This window comes from Lactococcus sp. LG1074 (assembly GCF_017309525.1).
Classification (GTDB): Bacteria; Bacillota; Bacilli; order Lactobacillales; family Streptococcaceae; genus Lactococcus; species Lactococcus petauri.
In genome coordinates this window covers 1903363-1927384 of record NZ_CP071293.1, presented here as the reverse complement: position 1 = coordinate 1927384, position 24022 = coordinate 1903363, and the positions used below count along the sequence as shown (strand labels likewise).

Genomic DNA, 24022 nt, shown 5'->3' with positions numbered 1-24022 from the left:
TTAAGATGCTTTTTTTGAATTTTTATACTAAAAAGACTAAACTATACATATGGATATAAAAGAAAATTTAAAAAATATTATAGATAAATTAGACTATGGACAGGTTGCAAAACTTGCAATGTTGGAGAGAGGAGCTTATGCAGTATCTGGACCGCAGGAAGCAGCTGCTGATGGTGACCTGTTTGAGGACTTTGCATCCAAATACTTGTCGGAGAATGAAGATTTGACGGTTGTTAATCGCAAAGACCCAGAAGTTGCACTTCAACCAGAAGATTTTGAGGTATTGCTTGATCAACTGAAAGCTCCTCAACATATCATTTTCGTAGAATGTCTTGAATTAGGTACAACTGAAATTAAGGGCTTTTTGAATACTCTACTCTCGGCTGGTTTAATCGAAAGTAGCAAGGTAGTTCTCTTGGACTTGCCACAATTAGAATATATGGCATTACGTTCAAGTATGAAAGGAAAAATCGCTATTTAAAGCGATTTTTTTCTTGATATTCTCGGGAACGTTTCATAATTTCTTTATAGATAGAGTGGATAGCTGGCTCGTATTGGAGTTTCTCTGTCTTTTTTTTTATCTTTTCGAGAATAAAGTATTCTCGATCCGCATCGTAGACATTTTTATTTTCTTCTGCCTTAGCTGTGATTACCTCGTCAACCAAGGACATGCGTCTTTCTAAAAGCGCAATAATTTGATCGTCTAGTGCATCAATTTCTTTACGGGTTTTTTCTAAAGTCATATTTTTATTATGACACAAAAGCTTCTGGAGGACAATTTTTAAATAAAAAAAGCAATCTACATTTATTAAAATGAAAAAGTTTGTCTTTCGACTTTAATAATGTTAAACTTTAATAAATAATATTAAGGTTGGAGAAATTATGGATTGGTTTTTTAATCTGGAAGATGAAGAACAAGAATTTATCAAACAATTTATTTTTGCATCGGGTTCTTTGAAAGAGTTGGCCAGGTATTATGGGGTGAGTTATCCTACAGTGCGGTTGCGTGTAGACCGTTTAATTGAGAAAATTGCTCTGAATGACACTAAAAAGGATTCCTTTGAAGTGAGTATTATGCAAATGGTTATTGATGAAAAAGTGAGTCTGAGCAGTGCAAAAGAGATTATAAGAAAACATAGGGAGATTTGAGATGAATCATTTAATGGATATAGCAATAATTGGAGTCATTATCGCATTTCAGACATTAGCGGGTTATAGGGAAAATAAGTACTTGGGTGCCATACTTCCGCTTGCTTTCTTGGCCGCTGTAGGTGTTTTCTTATACAGAGGTGCTCTCGGGTTTAATTTTAAAGATATTGTGATGCCCTTTGTTGGACTCTTTGTCTTAATCATGCTGTATGAAGGAGGAAAAGAGTCAAGAAAAAGCAAGATAAATAAAGAGTTAGAGAAAATGAAAGCCAAAGATATTTCAAAAAGAAAATAAGAGATAATTTAACCGCAAGTATTGACTCTATTGTGGGTTAAGTTTATAATTATAAGATGAATAAAAGCGAAAAAATTGAAGGATATGAACTCCTTAACCTACAATTGAAAGGTTTACTTTCAACACAAAACTATACATTGTCAAATCTCTCCAACGCATCAGCTCTTCTTAATGACTTCTTGCCTAATCAAGTCTTTGCAGGGTTTTATTTGTACAACGGCGAACAACTTATTTTAGGTCCTTTTCAAGGTGGGGTTTCTTGTGTCGAAATAAAGTTAGGCGCTGGAGTATGTGGTGAAGCCGCAGAAAAACGCCAAACATTGATTGTTGACAATGTTAAAGAACATAAAAACTATATTTCTTGTGACAGCCGAGCACTGTCAGAAATTGTAGTACCGATTATTAAAGATGGCGAATTAAAAGGAGTTTTAGATTTGGATGCTTCAGAAACTTCCTTTTATGATGATGTCGATCAAAAATATCTTGAAGAATTTTGCCACATTTTGTCAGATATGACTGATTGGAAATTTTTTTGAGCGAGGTAAACAATGAAGGAAACAGTAAATAACTTTATAGCAGATAAATTTGGTACCAGTGAGGTGAAGCCTGTAGGTTTTAATGCTTTGGCTCAACCTAAAGCATTTGCTCAAGATTTGGGTAACTTTGTGTATCAGTTGCACCAATTAGAAGCAACGGGAGCCGAAAGCCCAGCCTTAATGTTGCCGGTCATCGAAGCTGAATTTTTGACACTGTTGGATCAAATGAAAAGAATTGCACCTGTAGAAGGTCTGCGCTTGTATTGGGATAAAGCTTCTAAAAATCCATGGACTAAGCCCGCGGTCGTGTTACATGGGGATTTGAACTTAGATACCGTGTGGAAGATGGCCGACAAATTTTCGGGAGTGGCTGAAACAACAGCTTCCATAGTTGGCGATCCAGCCTGTGATTTGACTATTGCATGGGAAATATTTGATGAGAAACAAAGAAAGATATTTTTCTCCGCCGCTGAAGCCGATAAGGCAACAGTCATCCGCGCTCGCGTTTGGGCTATTTACAAGGCAATGAAAAATTATAACGCTGCCGATATTGATCAGTCTATACTGGCGCGTGATGTTCTTTTCCGAATCAATGAAGAGCTCGGTCTTGGCGCAGAGCCAGACCTTTATTAGAAGGAATGAAAAATGGCTTACCAAGCTTTATATAGAAAATACCGTAGTCAAAGATTTGATGAGATGGTTGGCCAAGAAGTGGTGGCCACAACCTTAAAGAATGCTATCGTTAATGGGCAGATTTCCCACGCTTATCTTTTTAGTGGTCCACGTGGGACAGGAAAAACTTCCGCGGCAAAAATTTTTGCCAAAGCAATTAACTGTCCTAATCAGAAAGAGGGAGAGCCTTGTAACACTTGTGATATTTGTCAAGCTATTACCCAAGGCAGCCTTGAAGATGTGATTGAACTTGATGCTGCTTCGAATAATGGGGTTGACGAAATCCGTGAGATTCGAGATAAATCAACCTATGCAGCCAGTCGCGCAACTTATAAGGTTTATATTATCGATGAGGTTCATATGCTTTCAACGGGAGCATTCAACGCTTTACTGAAAACCTTGGAAGAGCCTACAGATAATGTTGTCTTTGTTTTAGCAACAACTGAGCTTCAAAAAATTCCGGCAACAATTATTAGTCGTGTGCAAAGATTTGCTTTTAAAGCTATCACAACAAATGATATTCGTCAGCACTTAGCAGAAGTTTTAGCTGATGAGAAGATTGAGTTTGAAGATGCGGCACTTGATGTCATTGCAAAATCTGCCGAGGGAGGAATGCGTGATGCCTTGAGTTTATTGGATCAGGCCTTAAGTTTTTCTGATGGCAAGCTTGCAGAGAAGGATGCTCTTTTAGTGACAGGCTCCATTGCCAATGAAGCGCTTGTCTCTTATGTTGCAGCATTGATCGCTTCAGATGGACCAACTGCACTTGATGCTTTGGAGAAAATCTTTCTTGAAGGTAAAAATATGTTACGTTTTACGGAAGATCTCTTAACTTATTTCCGTGATTTGCTTTTGCGGGAAAATAATGAAATCCCACGACCTCGTCTTTACCAATGGATCAATATTGCGATTGAGTCTCTGAAAATTATTAAAGAAACAACACAGAGTAAAATTGCTGCTGATGTGATGACGATGCGTCTTGTAGATGCAGGTGCTTATTCTTCTGCGGAAGATAAGGAAGTTCCGGAAAGTTTGAACCATGAGCTTCAGGCTTTAAAAGCAGAAGTTGCAGAGCTAAAAGCTAAAGTGGCAGAAACGGGCAGCCAAACGGTGGTATCCACTGTCAGTCAAGAAGTTCAAATTAAGCAGCAAGTGAAAACGAAAACAGTCACCGAAAAGTACACTGTAAATCAAGATTTGGTTTTTAAAGCTTTAAAGGAAGCGACCAACGAAGCTCGTCAAGCAGTTTTTGGTGCATGGCCTGAGATTGTTTCCAGCTTTACCAAACCTTCAGACCGTGCCTTAATCAATAATACTGCCCCCGTGGCAGCCTCAAGCAATTTTGTGGTAGTTACTTTTCCTCATGGTAATTTAGCAAAGCGTGTTACGGAAAATGAAAACCTACAATTAACTTTTGGCAATTTAATGTCATCAATATTGGGATTTTCGCCTGAGATTATTGCTTTAGCAGAGCAAGATTGGCAGGCTGTACGTCAAGAGTATGTCTTAAGCCTTAAAAAAGGGGAGCAGCATGTTACAAAAGATACGGAATCTGAGCCAGAAGAAGAAGAAGTTCTTGTAAGTAAGGCCAAAGAATTTTTTGGTGAAAAAGTGAAGATAATCAACGACTAAAAAAACGCCTTATGGCGTTTTTATATTCGTTTTAATCAATATCACGGCTTAAATCAACTTCTTCAAGCGGAATAAGTTTTGTTTTCTTCACGATTTTGTAAGAGAAATATAAAATCAAGAAGAGAGGTAAAGCAAGGTAGGTTGTAATGATGCTTTGCGCATTCATCGTTACGGTAGTAATTTGCCCGATAACGATAATGATTGAAAGAATAAGAGCGATGATTGGCCCAATAGGGAACCATTTAGCATGGTAGCCTAACTCAGAAAGTTTGTGACCTTGTTTAATAAAAGCACGGCGGAAGCGGAAATGACAGATAGCAATTCCAATCCAAGCCAAGAAACCAGATAAACCGGAAGCAGCGACCAAATAGAAATAAATCTCAGTTCCGAAGATACTTGTTAAGAAGGCCAAAAGACCGATGGCAACAGTCGCTAAAATTGCATAAATTGGTACCCCGTTGCTTGTATTTGTTTTAGCGAAGATTTTCGGTGCATGCCCCTCTTTTGCCATACCAAAAAGCATGCGAGAAGCAGCATATAACCAAGAATTGGCAGATGAAATAACCGAGGTTAAGATGACAGCATTCATAACGGATGCAGCAGCAGCTAAGCCAGCACGTTCAAATACCAAGGTAAATGGAGAAACGGTAATGTCGCTTTGGGTTGCTGCACGGAGAAGACTTGGGTCTTTATAGTAAACCAAGGCACCGATTACGAATATTGAGAGGAAATAGAAAATAATAATCCGCCAAAAGACTTGTTTAATCGCTGAGGGTACATTTTTCTCAGGGTTTTCTGACTCGCCGGCTGCGATACCAACGATTTCTGTACCTTGGAAAGAGAAGCCTGCAATCATGAAGACAGCAATCATACCTCCAATACCACCGACAAAACCATGATTTCCTCCAGCAGAAAGATTGCGTGCCACATCTGGCTTATAACTCATAACTCCAAAAATTGTTGCGAGACCAATCACGATAAAGGCGATAACAGCGATGACTTTAATTGTCGCCATCCAAAATTCTGCTTCACCATAAGCTTTAGCTGAAATGAGGTTAACCAAGAGGATGAGCGCAATCACAATAGTCGACCATATCCATGTGGGCACATGGGGCAACCAGAACTGCATAATAACACCAACTGTAGCTGCCTCAACCGCTACAGTAATTGCTGAGTTAAACCAATAGTTCCATCCCATAGCGAAGCCGAAAGCTTTATCTACATAACGGTCAGCGAAAGAAGCAAAAGAGCCTGATACTGGAAGATAGGAAGCCATTTCACCTAAAGACGTCATAAGGAAGAAAACCATGAGCCCAATGGCGACATAGGCAACTAACGCGCCTAAAGGTCCAGCTTGAGAAATCGTTGCGCCTGATGCAACAAATAGCCCGGTACCAATAGTTCCTCCTAAGGCAATCATTGTTAAGTGACGATGTTTAAGGCCACGTTTAACTTGCGTGGATGGCGTGGCCTCATTATTTGAAGTATTATCCATTACTTCTCTCCTAAATTTATAAATATTAATACAAAAAGCAATCCCTAGAGATTGCTAAACGTCAGAAAGATCTTTCATCCGAATAGCGCATCATGGTCATAGTTAGACCACGACAGTTTAACAGGTATTTCCCGCTAAACCAAGAAAAGTCGGTGAGCATAACTTCTCTTTCGGCAACCGCTCCTGGGCTAAACTTCTCAGCATGCTCTAGCTCTGCTTAGCTTATTATTGGTTGCGACCTCTATCGTTTATTAAGTATTTATGAATATTTTAGATTAATTTGAGAGGGATGTCAAGGACGAGCCTACTAGATTTGAATAATTATACATGCTGTTGTTTAAAATTACAGATTTTTTAATGTTTAGCCATTAAAAATCTAGACATTTGTTTTAGAGATTAAAAAGAGTTATAGTATAAGAAGAGATGATTGCGTTTTCATCTCAATTATATCTGGAGGTGGTTTTCAATGACGTTTACCCCAAAATATGTATCTCCAACTTACGCGGGAGAAAAAATAGTATGCGTAACCCGTAGCCAGGAAGGGGAAATTTCCCACTTATACCAGCGCTTTGATAGCCGTTGCAAGTTGCATTTTATCGTGAAAAAGCTTGGCTATTATCAATCGAAAGAAGGTGAGTATCGCTACATTCCAGCTAATGTGCTTGATGTAGTCGCTTAATAATAAAAAATGATGAGAAATCTTCTGCAGAGGCAGAGGGTTATTTTTTATTTTATAATAGAATAAATAAGATAAATCAACTTGCAAAATGTAGCTAAATTTGATAGAATATATACTTGTGAGTAAAAACTCATAACTTACACAGGCTCCAACCTGTGTCATTAGTCCAAAAGGAGGAAAAATCAATGACAAAATACGAAATTCTTTATATTATTCGTCCAAACATTGAAGAAGAAGCAAAGAAAGCCCTCGTTGAACGTTTCGATAGTATCTTGACTGACAACGGTGCTGCTAATCTTGAGTCTAAAGACTGGGAAACACGCAAACTCGCTTACGAAATTCAAGACTTCCGCGAAGGTATCTACCACATCGTAACTCTTGAAGCTGCTACTGATTCAGAAGCTTTGAGCGAATTTGACCGTCTTGCTAAGATTAACGGCGACATTCTTCGTCACATGATCACTAAAGTAGAAGCTTAATTCTAGTTTAGCTGGACAAATTTAAAGGAGAAGCATCATGATTAATAATGTTGTTTTGGTCGGACGCGTTGTGCGTGACCCTGAACTGCGATACACACCGCAAAATACTGCGGTTGCTACATTTACGATTGCTGTTAACCGTCGTTTTAAAAACGCGCAAGGCGAACGTGAAGCTGATTTCATTAACTGTGTCATCTGGCGCCAATCTGCTGAAAACTTGGCAAATTGGGCTAAAAAAGGTGCCTTGATTGGTGTAACAGGTAGTATTCAAGTGCGAAATTATGAGAACAAAGAAGGTCAACGTGTTTACGTGACTGAAGTATTGGCTGATAACTTCCAAATGCTTGAAAGTCGTGCCGCACGTGAAGGTGGCTCTGGTTCATATTCTGCACCACAGCAACAACAATCACAAAATCGTCCTTTTGCTGGCTCTAACAGCTCAGCAGGAAATTCAACACCTGATTTTGGTCGTGATGCAGATCCATTTGGTGGCTCACCAATGGAAATCTCAGATGATGATCTTCCATTCTAATAAGTAAGGCAGCTGTATAAGGCAGTCTATCTGAGCCCTATTCGTTGAGTATAAAAGCGGTATCCGTATTGACTTTTCTACTCAACAACATCATACAATAATATAAGGAGAAACACACTATGGCTTTTCAAAAACGTGGTGGCTTCAAACGCCGTAAAAAAGTTGACTTTATCGCAGCTAACAAAATCGAAGTTGTTGATTATAAAGACACTGAACTCTTAAAACGTTTTATCTCAGAACGTGGTAAAATCTTGCCACGTCGCGTAACTGGTACTTCAGCTAAAAACCAACGTAAAGTGGTTACAGCTATCAAACGCGCACGTGTTATGGCTCTCTTGCCATTCGTAGCTTCTGACGAAAACTAAGAAATAACTAGGCACCTTCGGGTGTTTTTTTGTTATGTGCTTTGATACAATAAGGAGCGTGAATCTCATTATGAAGAATAAAAAATCTGAATATGGTAAAATAAAGCAATGACATGGATTATAATTTTACTTTTCTGCCTTTTGGCTTATGGTATTTTCGTTGAACCGCATTTAATGCGTGTGCGACAAGTGAAAATTTCAAACACAGCCGGGCTGAAAGTTGCACACTTTACCGATACACATTTTAATTGGCACACACATCCACGCCGCTTTTTTAAATTTTCAAAACACATAAATAAAACACAACCTGACTTGATCTTGTTCACAGGCGACTTATTTGATAAAGTCGATTGGGCGCAAGCGCATGATGTTGATAAGGTAAAAGAAATTTTAGCAGAACTTGAAGCACCCTTAGGAAAATTTGCGATTTTGGGTAATCATGATTTTTCGCATGAAGGGGATGCTAACTATATAAGAACTTTTCTAAAGGAAGCGGGTTTTACTGTACTTACCAACCAATCACTCATGTCAGGAACAGTAGTATTAACCGGACTTGATGATTTACGTGAAGGACAACCAAATTTTAGTATGGTCCCTGAGCAAGGAAAGTTTTCGATTTTAATGATTCATGAGCCGGATACGATTTTGCAAGTAGAATTTCCTGAAAAATATGATTTAGTCGTTGCAGGACATAGTCATGGTGGGCAAATTCGTCTTGGTAATTTGCGCTTACGTAATGATGGCTCAAAGGTGTATGATTCTGGTCTATACTTATTAGGGAAATATACAAAACTTTTTGTCAATGCCGGTATTGGCTTAACCTTTTTACCAATCAGATTTGGTGTTCCTCCAGAAATCGTCTATTATGAAATTTAAAAAGTCTCCAGAATTTTATCTGGAGACTTTTGTTTAACGTTCTTGTGAAGAGATAATGGTTTCTTTACCATTATTATCAACAGCATGGAAATGCCGAGGCCAAGAATTATTAAAAGGGTATTGGAAATCAACTGTAATGGTTAAAGGATTGTGCGGCTGTGAAAATTTCACAGAAAGAAGTCCTTTTTGGTTGAGTAATTCAAAATTGATAAGAGGCTCAAGCGGGATAACGCCTTTTAGCTGATTGTCAATGATGAACCAAAAACTGTCAATGATTTCACCAGGAATACTAGAGACAGTTCCATAGCTTGCATAGCGTCCTTTTGTTTCAGTAAATGCCATTTTGGTCCTCCTTTATCATTAACTTTCTAGTTTAATTTAAACGGGTTTGGCTGATCACTTCTCGAATGTTTTCCAAAGTATCTTCGATTGAATCCTGAGCTTTCATCCCGTACATCAAAAAGATGGCATCTAGAAGACTAATTTGAGAGACGGTTGAAGCGACAGCTTCAGGTCGAAAAGATATTTCTTCAGCGATTGAAATAAGTGCCAAGTCGCTTTTTTTCACCAAGGCTGAGTTGGCAAATGACGTAATGGCAATCACAGGAACGTGATTGCTCTTCAAAATATCAACGATTTTCAGTGTATCTTTGTTTTTACCAGTATGTGAAATAACAAAAGCACAGTCTTTTTCGGTCAGTTTAGAAGCCAACATTTGTTGATAATGAAAATCCTGATGATATACCGTTTGCAGTGGCATACGCAAAAATTTATGGTAAGCAATTAAAGCAACGGCATTAGAGCCACCCAGACCAAAAAAACCACATGTTTTGGCGGATAGGAGGATATTCATAACCTTATCCAAAGTTTCGCTCTCTATCAGCTGCAATGTTGCATTGAGAGAAGAAATATTACTTGTAAAATTCTTGGCAAGAATATCTTTATAGCTATCTTCTGGCGATAGTTCGCTGAAAAAGTTGTCGGATTTAAATTTTTCGGTGCTGTGGATAGCTAACTTTAAATCTTGAAATGAATCAAAACCGATTTTTTTGGCAAAACGCGAAATGGTTGCAGTAGATACTTTAGTATTTTTTGCGAATTCTTGAATGGACAAGCGGGCAGCTGTGTCCATATTTTCAATCAAGTAATTTGAAATGGCTTGATCAGATTTACTGAGATTATCGTAATAAGAGTTGATACGTGTGATGAGAGATTGTGTCATATGCTTTCCAGTCTTGCTTTTATTATATCATAACACAATTTTGAGGTGGAAAATGGGAAATGCTTTTAAAGAGAAAGTTGATTTATTCCTCTTCAAAATCATAGTCTCGTATTGCGCTAGAAATATCACTAAAGTCGAATCCTTTACGGGCTAAGGCTTGGGTGATGCGTTGCTTAAGCTCATAGCCTTCGTATTTTCTACTGTATTTACGGGCACTTTTGTCGAGTTCAGTGTAAAGGAGCTCTAACTCATTTTCTTCATCCACTTCAAGTTCTAGACTTTCAAGAGCTATAGCGCTAATGGCATAGGAAAAACCCTTAGCAGTGAGTCCTTGTATGATTTTTTGTTTAAGCTGCTGTAGAGTGTGACGACTTGCTTTTTGGTGGACTATCTTTTCCGCAAGAGCGACAGCCACGTCAATTTGTTTTTCTTCATTAAAAACTTGCGCTATACCCTCATCAATAAGTTGTAAATCTAGCCCCTTTAGGTGGAGTTTCTGTTTGATCTGATAAGGACCAGCACTTGCTGTGCGTACTTTTCCCTGGATATAACTTTCGATATAAGCTCGGTCGTTGAGGAGACCATTTTTAGTAAGGCTGTCAATGATCGCTTCGATTTGAATTGGTTGGATATTATGGTCAGAGAGATATTTTTTGACTTCTGATGATGTCCGAGCTTTGAAGGAAATAAAGTAAAGTGCTAAAGATTTACCTTGTGCAAAATTATCAAAAGCTAACAGTTGCTCCAGCTCAGCTGTAGAAAAGGCTTTATCCCTCGTCAGCATATATTTTACAACTGTATCCTCACAGACGTAAATTTTATCTTTAGCTTCCTCCCAGTCCTTATATGAAAAAGGCTCTGTTAGTATAACTTTATAAAGCTTTTTGAGTTTTGTGATTTCCTTGATTTTTATCATAACTTTATTATAACAGAGTACCGGATGAAGGGGAAATAGATTTTTTGGATCTAAGAAAAAAGCACTAGCGAATGAACTAGTAGCTTTTTCTAAAGTTGTCTTTGTTTTTTATCTTGGAGTGATTTATTTGATAGCAACTTTTTGTTTTTGAGCCCCAATAATGAGAAGCATAGCAAGGAGGACAATAACAATCCCTGCAAGTGGTGTATAGATAACACTACTTACTTTTGCCACCTCGCCCCCCGTAAATGAACCCAGTGTAATACCAATGTTGAAAGCTGAAATATTAAAAGCTGAAATAAGAGTGATGTCTTGGGGAGTAAATTTTTCAGCCAGTTGGACAACATAGAGTTGTAAACCAGGCACGTTCATGAAGGCAAATAAACCCAGCAAGAGCGTTGCAAGTAATCCAAGCCACTGAGAAGCCATTAGTGCTGCTATAAAAAGGATAAGCAAACTTGCAGTTAAAGCACCAAACATTTTGAGTAATACAGGTAAAATATTTTTATTTGAGTAATGTCCACCGATAGTATTACCGATTGCTACCATTATACCGTAAGCGACCAGAACGACAACAACAGTACTTGAGCTGAAATTAAAGGTATCTTCTAATAAAGGAGCTAAATAAGTATAAGCAGCAAAGGTACCACCGTAACCAAAAGCAGTAATAAAGAAAGAAGTCATAATGTATTTATTGCGGAAAATTCTCGCAAAACCACTTAAGTTTACTTTGCCTGGTATAGGGAGGTTTGTCGGAATTAAAAAGATGCTCGCTAATAATCCAATCAATCCAATTGCAGCAATGAAGATAAAGGACATATGCCATGTAGAATGTTGTCCGATAAAAGTTCCCAAAGGCACACCGATAACAGTTGCTACAGTAAGTCCTGTAAACATCAAAGCAATAGCAGAAGCACGTTTTTCAGGACGAACTACATTTGCAGCAATAAGTGTTGACACCGACATAAAGATACCATGTGCTAATGATGCTAAAATACGTCCAACTAAGAGCAGGAGGAAAGTTGGAGCAAAAGCAGATAAGAGATTACCGCTGATAAAGAGTAGCATAATAGCTAACATTAATGAGCGTCGATTCCATGTGCCTGTAACAATCGTAAGAAGAGGTGCTCCAATAGTCACACCTAAGGCATATAAAGAGACGGTAAGTTCTGCTTGAGATAAATTGATATTAAAAGTGTTCACAATCATCGGCATAAGACCAACACTGATGAATTCTGTTGAACCTATGGCAAAGGCATTAATGGCTAAAGCCAATAAGGTTAGGTTTGGTGAAATTTTTTTCATGAAGGTTTCCTATTTTTTAAAAATTAAATGTTTCTGGATCTGGTCCCACGCGAAGATTTTCATCAAGATTATTGAGGAGTTCCATATCATCTTGATCCAGAGAGAAATCAAAGATATCACGGTTGGCACGCATACGTTCTATTTTGACAGATTTCACGTTAACCAAAATACCTTGCTCTAAATGCCAACGAAGGATAACTTGTGCTGTTGATTTATTGTGTTTCTGAGCAATTGTTTTAATTGTTTCATTGGCTAACAGTTGTCCTTGCATCAATGGTGACCAAGCTTGTACTTTAATATCGTGTGCTTCTAAAAAGTGATGCAGTTCTTTTTGAGCAAGTTTAGGGTGAAGCTCGATTTGATTTACTGCAGGGATAATTTGTGCATAGCTAAAGAGACGCTCTAAGTGATGTTTTTGGAAGTTACTTACACCAATAGCTTTGATACGTCCGTCTTTGTAGAGGTCTTCCATAGCTTTCCAAGAAGCTTCAAACCCATAATCAGTACCTGGCCAGTGAATGAGATAAAGATCAAGGTAATCCAGACCTAATTTTTCTAAACTTGTTTCAAAGCTTTGAATGGTTTCCTCATAAGAAAGGTTGCTGCCCCATAGTTTTGATGTGATGAAGAGATCTTCGCGTGTAAGATTTGTGTCTTCAAGGCCAGCCTTGATCCCTTGTCCTGTGCCTTCTTCGTTACCATAAATTTGGGCGGTATCGATCAAACGATAGCCATTGATGATTCCGTTTTTTACGACTTCAGCAGTTTCCTCATTTGAGATTTGGAAAACGCCTAATCCTAATTCGGGGATATGTGTTGTATTGTTAAGTTTCATTGTCTTTTCTCCTTAGGTTTTCTTTTGACAAAAAATAGTATATAATAAAAATAACTTGTTGAATAGTACCTACTTTTTTGTCATATACATACAAAAAAGTTAGTTTTGTTTGAAATAAAGGATTTAGAAAGGAAATTTTTTTGGAAAAAACTTATAACATAGGTGTAGAAGCCACAATGGACGTCATTGGTGGAAAATGGAAATCTATCATTTTGTGTAACCTCAGACACCAACCCCGCCGTCCAGGGGAACTTAAACGAAGTATTCCAGGGATCAGTCAAAAAATGCTTACACAACAATTACGTGAATTAGAGCTGGATAATATCATTGTCCGCACCGTTTACAATCAAGTGCCGCCAAAAGTTGAATATTCGCTTAGCCCATATGGTGAAAGCTTGAATAACATTTTAGATAATCTTTGTTCTTGGGGGGAAGATCACGTCCGTAATCTCAAAGCTCAAGGAGAAGAAGTCTGCATCTTGGAAGAAGATGAGCTTAAGGCTTAAGAGTTAGAAGATAAGATAGAGGGAAACATGTATACACCAAATTTTAAGAGCATACATCATATCGCTATTATAGGGAGTGATTACGAAAAATCACGACACTTTTATGTAGATATTCTGGGATTTCCAGTAATCAGAGAAAGCCATCGTCCGGATAAAGGGGATGTGAAAATCGATCTTCAAATGAATGACAGTACGGAAATAGAGCTCTTCATTAAAATTAATGCGCCTGAGCGTGTCTCCTATCCAGAGGCGAAAGGTTTACGCCATTTGGCAATACAGACCGATGATATTGAAGCAGACATGGCTTATTTATCGGATCAAGGAATTAAAGTTGAAGAACTGCGCGTGGATGAGATTACCAATAAAAAGATGGTTTTCTTCTATGATCCTGATGAATTGCCAATAGAATTACATGAATAGAAAAAAATTCCAGTGAAGGTACTGGGATTTTTCTTTACAATTAGGAGAATCCTTGGATTTTAGTGGTCCAATTATAGGGAAATTATGTTAAAATTGGGATATGATTAATCTGAAAATTGGACAAAAAATCCCACTCAATATCGAGCGTATGGGTATCAATGGCGAAGGAATCGCCTCTTATCATGGGCGCTTGGTATTTGTGCCTTATGCACTGCCTACAGAAGAAATTTTGGCAGAAATTACAGAAAATGCCCGCAATTTTTCACGCGCAAAAGTTGTCAAGATAAATAAAAAGTCAAAATACCGTGTTAAGCCTGAAGATCGTGTTTACCATGAGCTGAGCGGCTCACACATCATGCATCTTGCTTATCCGCAACAATTAGAGTTTAAGCGTGATTTGCTCCGTCAAGCACTTGAAAAATACCGTCCAACAGGTTGGAAGAAGTACGAACTTCTGCCAACACTTGGTATGGAAAATCCTTTGCGTTACCGTAATAAGTTGCAATTTCAAGTGCGTCGTCTAAACAATGGCGATGTCATTGCTGGATTGTACAAAGAAGGCACACACCATTTGGTGAATTTAGAGAATTGCTTGGTTCAAGACGAAGTCATTCAAAATATCGCTAATCGTATCTGCCGTTTGATTGAAAAATACAATTTACCTGTTTATGATGAGCGTAAAGTCATGGGGATTCGCACCATCGTTGCGCGACGCAGCCAAAAAAAAGGTGAAGTCCAAATTATTTTCGTGACATCTGCACGCATTAGTCTAGATGGACAGGTTTGGCCTGCCCCACGTGAAGAGCTCTCAAAACGTCAACGCAAAGACTTGGTGAAGATGGATAATATTTTATCTGACTTGACGGAAGAGTTCCAAGAGGTTGTTTCTGTATCAGCCAACTTCCATCCGAAGAAAACCAGCGAAATTTATGGTGACCGTACACAGATGCTTTTTGCGGAAAAAGAAACGATTACCGAAGGCGTTTTGGATTATGACTTTGAGTTGTCACCACGTGCTTTTTATCAACTCAATTCAGAACAAGCTAATGTGCTCTATGGTGAAGCTGTACGTGCGCTAAATCCGAAAAAAGATGACCGTGTGATTGATGCCTACTGTGGCGTTGGGACAATCGGTTTTGGTGTGGCCAAGAAAGTAAAATCTGTCCACGGAATGGATATTACGCCAGAATCTATCGCAGATGCTAAAATCAATGCAAAACGTCTTGGCTTTAAAAACTGTCACTATGAAGTAGGTAAGGCGGAGCGTATCATTCCTAACTGGTATAAGTCAGGCCATAGAGCCACAGCCCTTATCGTTGATCCACCGCGTACAGGATTGGATGATGCTTTGTTGGAAACAATCACCACTTATACACCAGAAAAACTGGTTTACGTGTCTTGTAATGTTTCAACATTGGCAAAAGACTTAGTGATTCTTTCGCAATTTTACAGCATCGAATATATCCAATCTGTCGACATGTTCCCACATACAGCGCGTACTGAAGCGGTAGTGAAAATGCGTAAACTTGCCCAACCTTTGGCAGCACCTTTCCGTGCGGAAAAACCAAAGCAACAATATGACAAGCCACGTAGAAAAAGAAAATAAAATAAAATAGTGCTTTTAGTTTGAGCGGGGAGAAAAAACATGATTTATTTAAGAAAGGCAACCACAGCAGATATCGTAGCTATTATGCCGATTATTGCTCAGGCGCGTGAATTTCTGGGCAAATCAGGCAGCGATCAATGGCAAGCAGAGTACCCCGCACAAAGTGATATTGAAAATTTTCTTCACAAAGCTGTAGGTTACGTTCTGATTGTAGATGAAAAAGTTGCAGGCTTTTGCGCGATCATTACTGGCGAAGATACGCAATATACGAAAATTTATAACGGTGAGTGGTTAAATGATAGCTTAGACTATGTCACTGTCCATTGTTTAGCACTGTCTGACCAATACCGTGGTCTGGGTCTGACAAAATATCTTTTTTCAAACATCTTTACTCTGATGCAAGCACGCGGATATAAGGACTTCCGCGTGGATACGCATCCAGCTAATGCAGTGATGCAGGCAGTCTTTGAACGTGAGGGCTTTGAAAAGCGCGGCATGGTTTTCTACGAAGGAGATCGCTTCGCTTATCAACTCCTTTTAGGAGAATAAGATGGATAAAGAAAACTGGCTAGAGTTTTGCTTAGCGCTTGGTCCAACTTTTGCAGATACACCTTTTGCAAAGTTGGAAAAAGGGCCAGCGACGATTGTAGTGAAGCATCTAAAAAATAAAAAATCTTTTGTCTACATCTCGGAGCGTGAAGGCGAGCTTGTTTTGGCTGTCAAAGGTTTACCTTCAGTCAATGAGGAACTGCGTGAATCTTTTGTCTCAATACGACCAGCTTGGCACATGAATAAAACGCACTGGAATGATATTCATTTTGGTGGTGACGTTTCAGAGAAGTAAGCGAAACAGATGATTGAGAACAGTTATCATTTAATCAAACCAAAAAGAGAATAAAAATGGAATATAAAGAAAAATTTTTAAAAGATTTTAGTGAGTGGGTGGACCAACAGGTTCAACTTTCAGAAATTGCAATGAAAGCCGCAGAAAAAATTGCGCATGAAGATAAAAAAATTGAAGCAAAAGAAGCAGCTATTCGTTATGAAAGTCGTCTCGATGCCTATCAATTTATTCAAGGGAAATTTGAAAACTATAAAGCAGGTAAAGATTTCCACGACGTACCAGACTTAGGTACCAAAACTTTTTAAGTAATAAGGAGGGTTTTATGAAATTAAATCCTATGGTTGGTAAACAAGTGCGAGTAACTGCTCTCGCGTAAGTTTACCGCTAAGTTAACAATATTCTCACTTAGCGGATAGTTAAGGAGAAAAAATGAAAGCATACGAATACAACAGAATAAAATACCTTACCTTTGACCTCATCAATGTCTACCATTCGGTTAATGATAAAGCCACGGTAGAAGCAGTTTATGCTCAAACTGTAGCTGAAATAGAAGAGCTCTCGAAAGCAAAAGAAGTCGGGGACTTTTTAGAGAGAATTGCTGACAGTAAAACAACTAAAGAGCAAGCAGAACGAGATTTGCTCCATTTAAAGAATTTAGTTGAACCTTTTGCTTTACCATCTGAAAGTCAGATTAAAAAGATTTTTAAGAAGGTTAAAAAGCTTAAAGTTCCAGCGCAAGCATCTTGGGACATGAAAGAAATCACCTATTTTGCTTGGAATGAAATTTCCAGTCAGCGAAAATATATCGTGACAAGTGACGGACGAGGTTTTTATGGGACGACTTCTGGAAGTATAAAAAATATCTGTGCGATTTGTCAAAAAACAAGCCAAGTGACACAGTTTTTAGCAACCACTAAAAGAGGTTCTGATGGTACCTATACTAAGAACGGAACATATATCTGTGTTGATAGTGTGAACTGTAATCGACAAATGCAAAAAATAGAAGGTTTAGAGCATTTCTTAGAAATAATCAAAGAACGCTGAGCGACCTTGCAAAAAACTGACAAATCTGATAGAATAAAAACACTAAATGAGGAGTAACAAGTCTAGTCTTTGAGAGAGAAATCGGTCGCTGTGAGATTTCAGATGAAACTTGTGAAGGTTGCATTGTGGTCAGTTAAATAAAATTAAGTGTCTGCTTTAAAAAAGGCAGGAATTTAGGTGGTACCGCGCGTGAGCGTCCTATTTTGGATGTTTAGGTGCGGTATTTTTTTATTGACATACTCTTGAACTTCTCCCTCGACATTATTAACTGTTTTCATACCGAAAGGAAAAATAAATGACAGAAGAATTATCAACAAAATTTAATCCTGCTGAAGTCGAAGCAGGGCGCTATGAAAAATGGCTCGAACAAGGTGTTTTTGCCCCTTCAGGGGACAAAAAAGCAAAACCCTATAGTATCGTTATCCCACCACCAAACGTAACAGGGAAGCTCCATTTAGGACATGCTTGGGATACAACCTTGCAAGATATTATCATCCGTCAAAAACGTATGCAAGGTTTCGATACCCTCTGGTTGCCAGGTATGGACCATGCAGGAATTGCAACGCAAGCCAAAGTGGAAGCACGTTTAGCTGAAGATGGTATTTCCCGTTATGATTTAGGCCGTGAGAAATTCTTAGACAAGGTTTGGGAATGGAAAGACGAATATGCCTCAACCATCAAAGAACAATGGGGTAAAATGGGTATCTCTGTTGATTATAACCGTGAACGTTTTACTCTAGACGAAGGTTTGTCTGCTGCAGTCCGCAAAGTTTTTGTTCAACTTTACAAAAAGGGCTGGATTTACCGTGGTGAGTTTATCATTAACTGGGATCCAAAGGCCATGACTGCGCTCTCTGATATTGAAGTTATCCATAAGGATGTCGAAGGTGCCTTCTATCACATAACTTATCCTTTGGCGGATGGTTCAGGTGCACTTGAAGTAGCGACAACGCGTCCAGAAACTTTCTTTGGAGACACTGCTGTTGCTGTTAACCCAGCAGATGAACGTTATGCCAAATACATTGGTCAAAGTGTTATTCTCCCTATCATTAACAAAGAAATTCCTATTGTTGGTGACGAACACGCAGATATGGAAAAAGGGACAGGTGTGGTTAAAATTACCCCTGCCCATGATCCTAACGACTTCTTGGTTGGTCAACGTCATAACTTGCCACAAGTTAATGTAATGAATGCTGACGGTACAATGAACGAGCTCACAGGCGAATTTAATGGTATGGATCGTTTTGAGGCCCGCGAAGCTATCATTAAAAAATTAGATGAGCTCGGCAACTTAGTTAAAGTTGAGAAAATGATGCACTCCGTTGGGCACTCAGAACGTACAGGCGTGATGGTTGAGCCTCGCTTATCGACACAATGGTTCGTTAAGATGGAAGAGCTGGCTAAAAATGCAATCGCAAATCAAAAAACAGAAGATGCGGTTGAGTTTTATCCTCCACGTTTTAACGACACTTTCCTCCAATGGATGGAAAATGTACACGACTGGGTTATTTCACGCCAACTTTGGTGGGGACATCAAATTCCTGCATGGTACAACGAAGCTGGCGAAATGTATGTTGGCGAGGAAGCCCCAGAAGGTGAAGGTTGGGTTCAAGATGAAGACGTACTTGATACATGGTTCTCTTCAGCCTTATGGCCTTTCTCAACTATGGGCTGGCCGGATGAAAAGGCAGAAGACTTCCAACGTTACTTCCCTACATCGACCTTGGTTACGGGCTATGACATCATCTTCTTCTGGGTTTCGCGTATGATTTTCCAATCACTTGAGTTTACAGGAAAAGCACCATTTAATAATGTACTTATCCACGGTTTGATTCGTGATGAAGAGGGACGCAAGATGTCCAAATCTTTGGGGAATGGTATTGACCCAATGGATGTGATTGAAAAATATGGTGCCGATGCTTTGCGTTGGTTCTTGTCCAATGGTTCAGCTCCTGGACAAGATGTGCGTTTCAGCTACGACAAAATGGATGCAGCTTGGAATTTCATCAATAAGATATGGAATGTTTCACGCTATATCCTGATGAATGCAGGAGATATCACAGCAGAAGAAATTTCTACTCATCTTGACCAAGTGGCAGCGAAAACAGCAGGTAATGTTACCGATCGCTGGATTCTCACACGTTTGAACGATACAATTGCGCGTGTTACGGAACAAATGGATAAATTTGAGTTTGGTGTTGCAGGTCATATTCTGTATAATTTCATTTGGGATGAGTTTGCCAACTGGTATCTTGAGTTGACTAAAGAAGTAATGTTTGGCGATGATGAAGCAGAAAAAGACGTCACACGTTCAGTACTTGTGCATCTCCTTGATCAAGTGCTTCGTCTGCTACACCCAATCATGCCTTTCTTCACAGAAGAAATCTTCGAAAAACTTCCGACAGCTGAAGGCAAATCTATTGTGGTGACTGAATATCCAGAAGTACGTCCAGAATTTGATGATGCAGAAGCTGGAGATGGAGTTGCCATGCTCATTGAAATCATTACCGCTGTACGTAATATTCGTGCGGAAGTGAATACGCCTTTATCAAAAGCCGTGCCAATGATGATCAAATCAGACAAAGAAACCTTCCTGAACAAGGTAGCGCCTTATATCAGACGTTTCACTAATCCAAGCGAGTTAACTATTGCAGCGGATGTGGCAGCACCAGAACAAGCCATGTCAGCAGTTGTTACTGGTGCGGAAATCTACCTTCCATTAGCAGGCTTGATTAATATCGAGGAAGAAATTGCTCGTCTCAATAAAGAACTAGACAAATGGCAGAAAGAACTCGATATGGTTAACCGTAAGCTTTCTAATGAAAAATTTGTGGCAAATGCCAAAGCAGAAGTTGTAGATAAAGAACGTGCTAAATTAGCAGACTATCAAGAGAAGTTTGAAAGCACACAAGCCCGTATTGAAGAGTTACAAAAATAGTTTATGAGACGTGGAAAAGTTCCTAATTGTGGGAACTTTTTCTTTTTGGTATAGATAGGTTTACAATATCTTAAATTTTCATTTCTTGTTAAACCTATGGAAAAGTGATAAAATAAACAAAGAAAAAAACTCTAAGGAGAGATATAAGATGGCACATATTAAATTTGACTATTCTAAATTGAAACCATTTGTAGCTGATAAAGAACTTGACGAAATTCAATGGCAAGTTGATGGCGCAGATAAACTTCTTCGTGAAGGAACCGGTGCTGGTTCTGACTTCATCGGTTGGTTAGATCTTCCAGAAGACTATGATAAAGAAGAATTTGCACGCATTCAAAAAGCAGCAAGCAAAATTCAATCTGACTCAGAAGTTCTTATTGTTATCGGTATCGGTGGTTCATACCTTGGTGCCCGCGCTGCAATTGACTTCTTGAACAACAGCTTTGTTAATCTTCAATCAAAAGAAGAACGTAAAGCACCACAAATTCTTTATGCAGGAAATTCAATTTCTTCAAGCTATCTTTCAGACTTGGTAGAATATGTGGCAGATAAAGATTTCTCTGTTAATGTTATCTCTAAATCAGGAACAACAACTGAACCAGCAATTGCTTTCCGTGTCTTTGAAGAACTTTTGGTTAAAAAATATGGCCGTGAAGAAGCAAATAAACGTATCTATGCAACAACAGATAAAGAAAAAGGTGCCGTTAAAGTTAATGCTGATGCAAACAACTGGGATACTTTTGTTGTGCCGGATTCAGTTGGTGGACGTTTTTCAGTTTTGACAGCTGTTGGTCTCTTGCCTATCGCAGCATCAGGTGCTGATATTACAGCTCTTATGGAAGGTGCTAACGCAGCGCGCAAAGAATATACAGCCACAGACGTACGTGAAAATGATGCTTATGCTTATGCAGCGCTTCGTAATATCCTTTACCGCAAAGGTAAACTTTCAGAAATCTTGATTAACTATGAGCCATCATTGCAATACTTCTCAGAATGGTGGAAACAGTTGGCAGGTGAATCTGAAGGCAAAGATCAAAAAGGTATTTATCCAACATCAGCAAACTTCTCAACAGACTTACACTCATTGGGTCAATTTATCCAAGAAGGTACACGTTCTGTATTTGAAACAGCTATTCGTGTTGAAAAACCACGTAAGAACATTAACATTCCTGAACTTGAAGCAGATCTTGATGGTCTTGGCTACTTGCAAGGTAAAGATGTTGACTTTGTCAACAAAAAAGCAGCTGACGGTGTTCTCCTTGCACACACAGATGGTGACGTTCCAAATATGATCGTTACTTTGCCTGAGCAAGATGAATTCACTTTAGGTTACACTATCTACTTCTTTGAGCTTGCAATTGCGATCTCAGGCTACTTGAATGGTATCAATCCATTTGACCAACCAGGTGTTGAAGCTTACAAACGTAACATGTTTGCACTTCTTGGCAAACCAGGATTTGAAGAATTGAGTGCTGAATTGAACGCACGTCTTTAATCAAAAATGAGATAAAAACAAAAACCACAGTACATCATTGAACTGTGGTTTTTTTGATGCTTGTGGGCGAAGAAGACACAGTGTGCTATAATAGAACAATGAGAGTTGTAGCAGGAAATTATGGTGGTAGACCACTGAAAACATTGGCAGGAAAAACAACACGTCCAACGACAGACAAAGTTAAAGGAGCAATTTTTAATATGATTGGTCCATATTTTGAAGGTGGACGAGTTCTGGATTTATTCTCAGGTTCGGGTTCGCTTGCTATAGAAGCTGTATCACGTGGGATGGACAATGCTGTAATGGTTGAAAAAGACCGTTCAGCACAGCTGGTGATTGCAGAAAATATTAAGATGACCAAGGAAGAGAAAAAGTTTCAACTTCTTAAAATGCCAGCAGAACGTGCTTTGGCTAATCTTTCTGGACAGTTCAACTTAGTTTTATTAGACCCACCTTATGCGAAAGAAAGTATTGTTGCTAACCTAGAAGAAATGCAGAAAAAAAACTTGTTGGCAGATGATGCTGTCGTGGTTTGTGAGACGGATAAGGAGGTCACACTTCCGGAAAATATCGGTCACTTGTCGTTAAGTAAAGAAAAAGTATATGGAATTTCAAAGGTAACCATCTATGAAAGATAAAATCGGTTTATTTACGGGCACTTTTGACCCGGTCACAAAAGGCCATCTTGATATCATTGAACGTGCCAGTAAGCTTTTTGATAAGCTTTATATCGGTATTTTTAAAAATGAAGCTAAAAATCCTTTGTTCAGTCTAGAAGAACGTGTAGCTCTAATCGAAACAGCCTTAGCAGATTTACAATTAACCAATGTGTCAGTCATTGCACATGCGAGTGATCTGACAGTAAATATTGCGGAGAAACTTGAGGTAACAGCGCTTGTTCGGTCCGTTCGCAATGCGGCTGATTTAGACTATGAGAAAAATATGATTTACTTTAACCGTGAAATGACAGGGATCGAAACCATTCTACTGACTGCAAAACCAGAACTCGAAAATATTAGTTCTACCCGAATGCGTGAACTTTATCATTTTGGTCAAGACCTAAGTCGATGGTTACCTGCAAATGTTATTGAAACATTGAATGAGAAAAAAGCACATGAAAAATGAAAAAATAAAAAAGCATAAAAAACTAAAGCTATTCTTTGCCATCGCGCTACCGCTTCTTATTGTAGTGGGTTTATTCTTCCCCTTACCTTACTATATCGAGCAGCCAGGAGGAACCATTCCAGTTAACCAAATGGTTGATGTTGCAGGGAAAAAAGACGAACATAAAGGCAACTTTTATTTAACGACAGTTGAAATGGTTCGCGCCAATGCAGCAAGTATGCTTTATTCCAAGTCGAACTCTTTTGCCACTGTTGTGAGTAGTGAAGAGATGACGGGTGGAATGACCAATCAGCAATTTGACTTGGTCAACCAGTTTTATATGCAGACAGCGCAAAACACGGCTATTTATCAGGCCTTTAAGTTGGCAGGGAAACTTTATGAGATGAAGTATCAAGGTGTTTATGTTTTGAGCATCACTGAGGATTCAACCTTTAAAAATGCCTTACAACTTTCAGATACGATAACGGCAGTTAATGGACATACTTTCAAATCTTCAACTGAGATGATTGATTATGTATCGCAACAAAAAGTTGGGGATAACGTTACCATCAAATATACACGTGTGGATGGCAGTAATCATGAAGCCACAGGTAAGTACATTAAGTTGAGTAATGGTAAAACAGGGATTGGTATTGGTTTAGTAGATCATACCCAGGTTGTGACAGACCCTAAAGTTAAAATCGATGCTGGAAGTATTGGCGGGCCAAGTGCTGGTATGATGTTTACCTTGGAAATATATAGCCAAATTACAGGCAAAGATTTACGTCAAGGACGCGAAATTGCAGGTACTGGAACGATCAATGAGGATGGCAGCATCGGGCAAATAGGTGGCGTTGATAAAAAAGTTGCTACAGCAAGTAATGCGGGCGCAAAAATTTTCCTTTGCCCAGATGAAACGGAAGAACAGACAAAGGCTTCTGGTACAACAAATAACTACACAGATGCACTTGCGGCAGCTAAAAAGTTGAATACAGATATGAAAATTGTACCTGTAAAGACAATTCAAGATGCGCTAGATTATCTCGAAAAATAAAAAAAGCTGTAATTTACAGCTTT

The 24022-nt window shown here is 38.8% G+C and carries 30 protein-coding genes, 1 riboswitch and 1 other annotated feature; of the genes, 23 read left to right on the top strand and 7 right to left on the bottom strand.

Features of this window, described 5'->3' with window-relative positions; genetic code table 11:
- Window positions 1-49 precede the first annotated feature (49 nt).
- Window positions 50-481, top strand: coding sequence for a hypothetical protein (locus tag J0J36_RS09635; RefSeq protein ID WP_019291961.1), 432 nt, complete (start codon window positions 50-52; stop codon window positions 479-481).
- Here the strand turns inward: J0J36_RS09635 and J0J36_RS09630 are convergent.
- A complete protein-coding gene (locus J0J36_RS09630; protein ID WP_019291960.1) occupies window positions 474-743 on the bottom strand; it encodes a chorismate mutase in 270 nt (89 codons plus the stop codon). The two genes, J0J36_RS09635 and J0J36_RS09630, sit on opposite strands and share 8 nt — an antisense overlap.
- Before the next feature lie 139 nt (window positions 744-882).
- Here J0J36_RS09630 and J0J36_RS09625 point away from each other — a divergent pair, with 139 nt between their 5' ends.
- Genes J0J36_RS09625 through dnaX form a run of 5 tightly spaced genes read left to right on the top strand, consistent with a single transcriptional unit; the run spans window position 883 to window position 4284 of the window.
- Window positions 883-1149 carry a DUF2089 family protein gene (locus tag J0J36_RS09625; RefSeq protein ID WP_019291959.1) on the top strand — a complete coding sequence of 89 codons (267 nt, stop codon included), beginning with the start codon at window positions 883-885 and terminating at the stop codon, window positions 1147-1149.
- A gap of 1 nt (window position 1150) precedes the next feature.
- A complete protein-coding gene (locus J0J36_RS09620; protein ID WP_019291958.1) occupies window positions 1151-1444 on the top strand; it encodes a hypothetical protein in 294 nt (97 codons plus the stop codon).
- Between the two features lie 56 nt (window positions 1445-1500).
- Window positions 1501-1980: a GAF domain-containing protein gene (locus J0J36_RS09615; protein ID WP_003133125.1), complete on the top strand. Its 480-nt coding sequence runs from the start codon at window positions 1501-1503 to the stop codon at window positions 1978-1980.
- Between the two features lie 12 nt (window positions 1981-1992).
- Window positions 1993-2613, top strand: coding sequence for a hypothetical protein (locus J0J36_RS09610; protein WP_003133126.1), 621 nt, complete (start codon window positions 1993-1995; stop codon window positions 2611-2613).
- Window positions 2614-2625: 12 nt separating this feature from the next.
- Window positions 2626-4284 (top strand): DNA polymerase III subunit gamma/tau, encoded by a 1659-nt coding sequence (dnaX, locus tag J0J36_RS09605; protein WP_019291957.1) that lies wholly within the window; start codon window positions 2626-2628, stop codon window positions 4282-4284.
- Window positions 4285-4315: 31 nt separating this feature from the next.
- Here the strand turns inward: dnaX and J0J36_RS09600 are convergent, their stop codons facing one another.
- Window positions 4316-5779 (bottom strand): amino acid permease, encoded by a 1464-nt coding sequence (locus J0J36_RS09600; RefSeq protein WP_019291956.1) that lies wholly within the window; start codon window positions 5777-5779, stop codon window positions 4316-4318.
- Window positions 5780-5854: 75 nt separating this feature from the next.
- Window positions 5855-6031: riboswitch (Lysine riboswitch) on the bottom strand.
- 214 nt (window positions 6032-6245) lie between these two features.
- Here J0J36_RS09600 and J0J36_RS09595 point away from each other — a divergent pair.
- The 5 genes from J0J36_RS09595 (at window position 6246) to J0J36_RS09575 (ending at window position 8710) form a co-directional block, all read left to right on the top strand.
- Window positions 6246-6458: a hypothetical protein gene (locus J0J36_RS09595; RefSeq protein ID WP_019291955.1), complete on the top strand. Its 213-nt coding sequence runs from the start codon at window positions 6246-6248 to the stop codon at window positions 6456-6458.
- A 185-nt stretch (window positions 6459-6643) separates the two neighbouring features.
- Window positions 6644-6937 carry a 30S ribosomal protein S6 gene (gene rpsF / locus J0J36_RS09590; RefSeq protein WP_003133129.1) on the top strand — a complete coding sequence of 98 codons (294 nt, stop codon included), beginning with the start codon at window positions 6644-6646 and terminating at the stop codon, window positions 6935-6937.
- Window positions 6938-6974: 37 nt separating this feature from the next.
- A complete protein-coding gene (gene ssb / locus J0J36_RS09585) occupies window positions 6975-7469 on the top strand; it encodes a single-stranded DNA-binding protein (RefSeq protein WP_017369521.1) in 495 nt (164 codons plus the stop codon).
- A gap of 119 nt (window positions 7470-7588) precedes the next feature.
- Window positions 7589-7834 carry a 30S ribosomal protein S18 gene (gene rpsR, locus J0J36_RS09580; RefSeq protein WP_003133134.1) on the top strand — a complete coding sequence of 82 codons (246 nt, stop codon included), beginning with the start codon at window positions 7589-7591 and terminating at the stop codon, window positions 7832-7834.
- Between the two features lie 108 nt (window positions 7835-7942).
- A complete protein-coding gene (locus J0J36_RS09575; protein ID WP_040087034.1) occupies window positions 7943-8710 on the top strand; it encodes a metallophosphoesterase in 768 nt (255 codons plus the stop codon).
- Between the two features lie 33 nt (window positions 8711-8743).
- On the opposite strand, the gene J0J36_RS09570 is transcribed toward J0J36_RS09575, so the two are convergent.
- The 5 genes from J0J36_RS09570 to J0J36_RS09550 all read right to left on the bottom strand — a co-directional run bounded on the left by J0J36_RS09570 (window position 8744) and on the right by J0J36_RS09550 (window position 12988).
- Window positions 8744-9052, bottom strand: coding sequence for a DUF960 domain-containing protein (locus tag J0J36_RS09570; RefSeq protein WP_019291953.1), 309 nt, complete (start codon window positions 9050-9052; stop codon window positions 8744-8746).
- A gap of 31 nt (window positions 9053-9083) precedes the next feature.
- Complete coding sequence (locus tag J0J36_RS09565; protein ID WP_019291952.1) at window positions 9084-9932, bottom strand: MurR/RpiR family transcriptional regulator; 849 nt, start codon at window positions 9930-9932, stop codon at window positions 9084-9086.
- Window positions 9933-10014: 82 nt separating this feature from the next.
- Window positions 10015-10848 carry a recombination regulator RecX gene (gene recX / locus J0J36_RS09560; RefSeq protein WP_019293313.1) on the bottom strand — a complete coding sequence of 278 codons (834 nt, stop codon included), beginning with the start codon at window positions 10846-10848 and terminating at the stop codon, window positions 10015-10017.
- Window positions 10849-10971: 123 nt separating this feature from the next.
- Window positions 10972-12153, bottom strand: coding sequence for an MFS transporter (locus tag J0J36_RS09555; RefSeq protein WP_153925467.1), 1182 nt, complete (start codon window positions 12151-12153; stop codon window positions 10972-10974).
- A 16-nt stretch (window positions 12154-12169) separates the two neighbouring features.
- Complete coding sequence (locus tag J0J36_RS09550; protein WP_019291949.1) at window positions 12170-12988, bottom strand: aldo/keto reductase; 819 nt, start codon at window positions 12986-12988, stop codon at window positions 12170-12172.
- A 140-nt stretch (window positions 12989-13128) separates the two neighbouring features.
- On the opposite strand from J0J36_RS09550, the gene J0J36_RS09545 reads away from it, so the two are divergent.
- The 12 genes from J0J36_RS09545 (at window position 13129) to J0J36_RS09490 (ending at window position 23999) form a co-directional block, all read left to right on the top strand.
- Window positions 13129-13494 (top strand): helix-turn-helix domain-containing protein, encoded by a 366-nt coding sequence (locus tag J0J36_RS09545; RefSeq protein ID WP_019293310.1) that lies wholly within the window; start codon window positions 13129-13131, stop codon window positions 13492-13494.
- Window positions 13495-13521: 27 nt separating this feature from the next.
- Window positions 13522-13914, top strand: coding sequence for a VOC family protein (locus J0J36_RS09540; protein ID WP_019291947.1), 393 nt, complete (start codon window positions 13522-13524; stop codon window positions 13912-13914).
- Window positions 13915-14014: 100 nt separating this feature from the next.
- Window positions 14015-15520: a 23S rRNA (uracil(1939)-C(5))-methyltransferase RlmD gene (gene rlmD, locus J0J36_RS09535; protein WP_153925464.1), complete on the top strand. Its 1506-nt coding sequence runs from the start codon at window positions 14015-14017 to the stop codon at window positions 15518-15520.
- Window positions 15521-15559: 39 nt separating this feature from the next.
- Window positions 15560-16069 (top strand): GNAT family N-acetyltransferase, encoded by a 510-nt coding sequence (locus tag J0J36_RS09530; protein ID WP_019291945.1) that lies wholly within the window; start codon window positions 15560-15562, stop codon window positions 16067-16069.
- Window position 16070: 1 nt separating this feature from the next.
- A complete protein-coding gene (locus J0J36_RS09525; protein WP_050810940.1) occupies window positions 16071-16364 on the top strand; it encodes an MmcQ/YjbR family DNA-binding protein in 294 nt (97 codons plus the stop codon).
- 56 nt (window positions 16365-16420) lie between these two features.
- Window positions 16421-16669, top strand: a complete 249-nt coding sequence (locus tag J0J36_RS09520; RefSeq protein ID WP_003133144.1) for a DUF1912 family protein — start codon at window positions 16421-16423, stop codon at window positions 16667-16669.
- A 124-nt stretch (window positions 16670-16793) separates the two neighbouring features.
- Complete coding sequence (locus J0J36_RS09515) at window positions 16794-17408, top strand: FusB/FusC family EF-G-binding protein (protein ID WP_019291944.1); 615 nt, start codon at window positions 16794-16796, stop codon at window positions 17406-17408.
- A 33-nt stretch (window positions 17409-17441) separates the two neighbouring features.
- Window positions 17442-17612, top strand: a binding site (T-box leader).
- Window positions 17613-17703: 91 nt separating this feature from the next.
- Window positions 17704-20346: a valine--tRNA ligase gene (locus tag J0J36_RS09510; RefSeq protein WP_019291943.1), complete on the top strand. Its 2643-nt coding sequence runs from the start codon at window positions 17704-17706 to the stop codon at window positions 20344-20346.
- 148 nt (window positions 20347-20494) lie between these two features.
- Window positions 20495-21841, top strand: coding sequence for a glucose-6-phosphate isomerase (locus tag J0J36_RS09505; protein WP_003133148.1), 1347 nt, complete (start codon window positions 20495-20497; stop codon window positions 21839-21841).
- A 98-nt stretch (window positions 21842-21939) separates the two neighbouring features.
- Window positions 21940-22479: a 16S rRNA (guanine(966)-N(2))-methyltransferase RsmD gene (rsmD, locus tag J0J36_RS09500; protein ID WP_019293304.1), complete on the top strand. Its 540-nt coding sequence runs from the start codon at window positions 21940-21942 to the stop codon at window positions 22477-22479.
- The gene (coaD, locus tag J0J36_RS09495; RefSeq protein WP_019291941.1) at window positions 22469-22966 is read left to right on the top strand and encodes a pantetheine-phosphate adenylyltransferase; all 498 of its coding nucleotides are present in this window, start codon (window positions 22469-22471) and stop codon (window positions 22964-22966) included. Before rsmD ends, coaD begins: the two co-directional genes overlap by 11 nt.
- Entirely contained in the window at window positions 22956-23999 is a 1044-nt protein-coding gene (locus J0J36_RS09490) for a SepM family pheromone-processing serine protease (protein ID WP_153925461.1), read from the top strand. The genes coaD and J0J36_RS09490 overlap by 11 nt, the downstream gene beginning before the upstream one ends.
- Window positions 24000-24022: the final 23 nt, after the last annotated feature.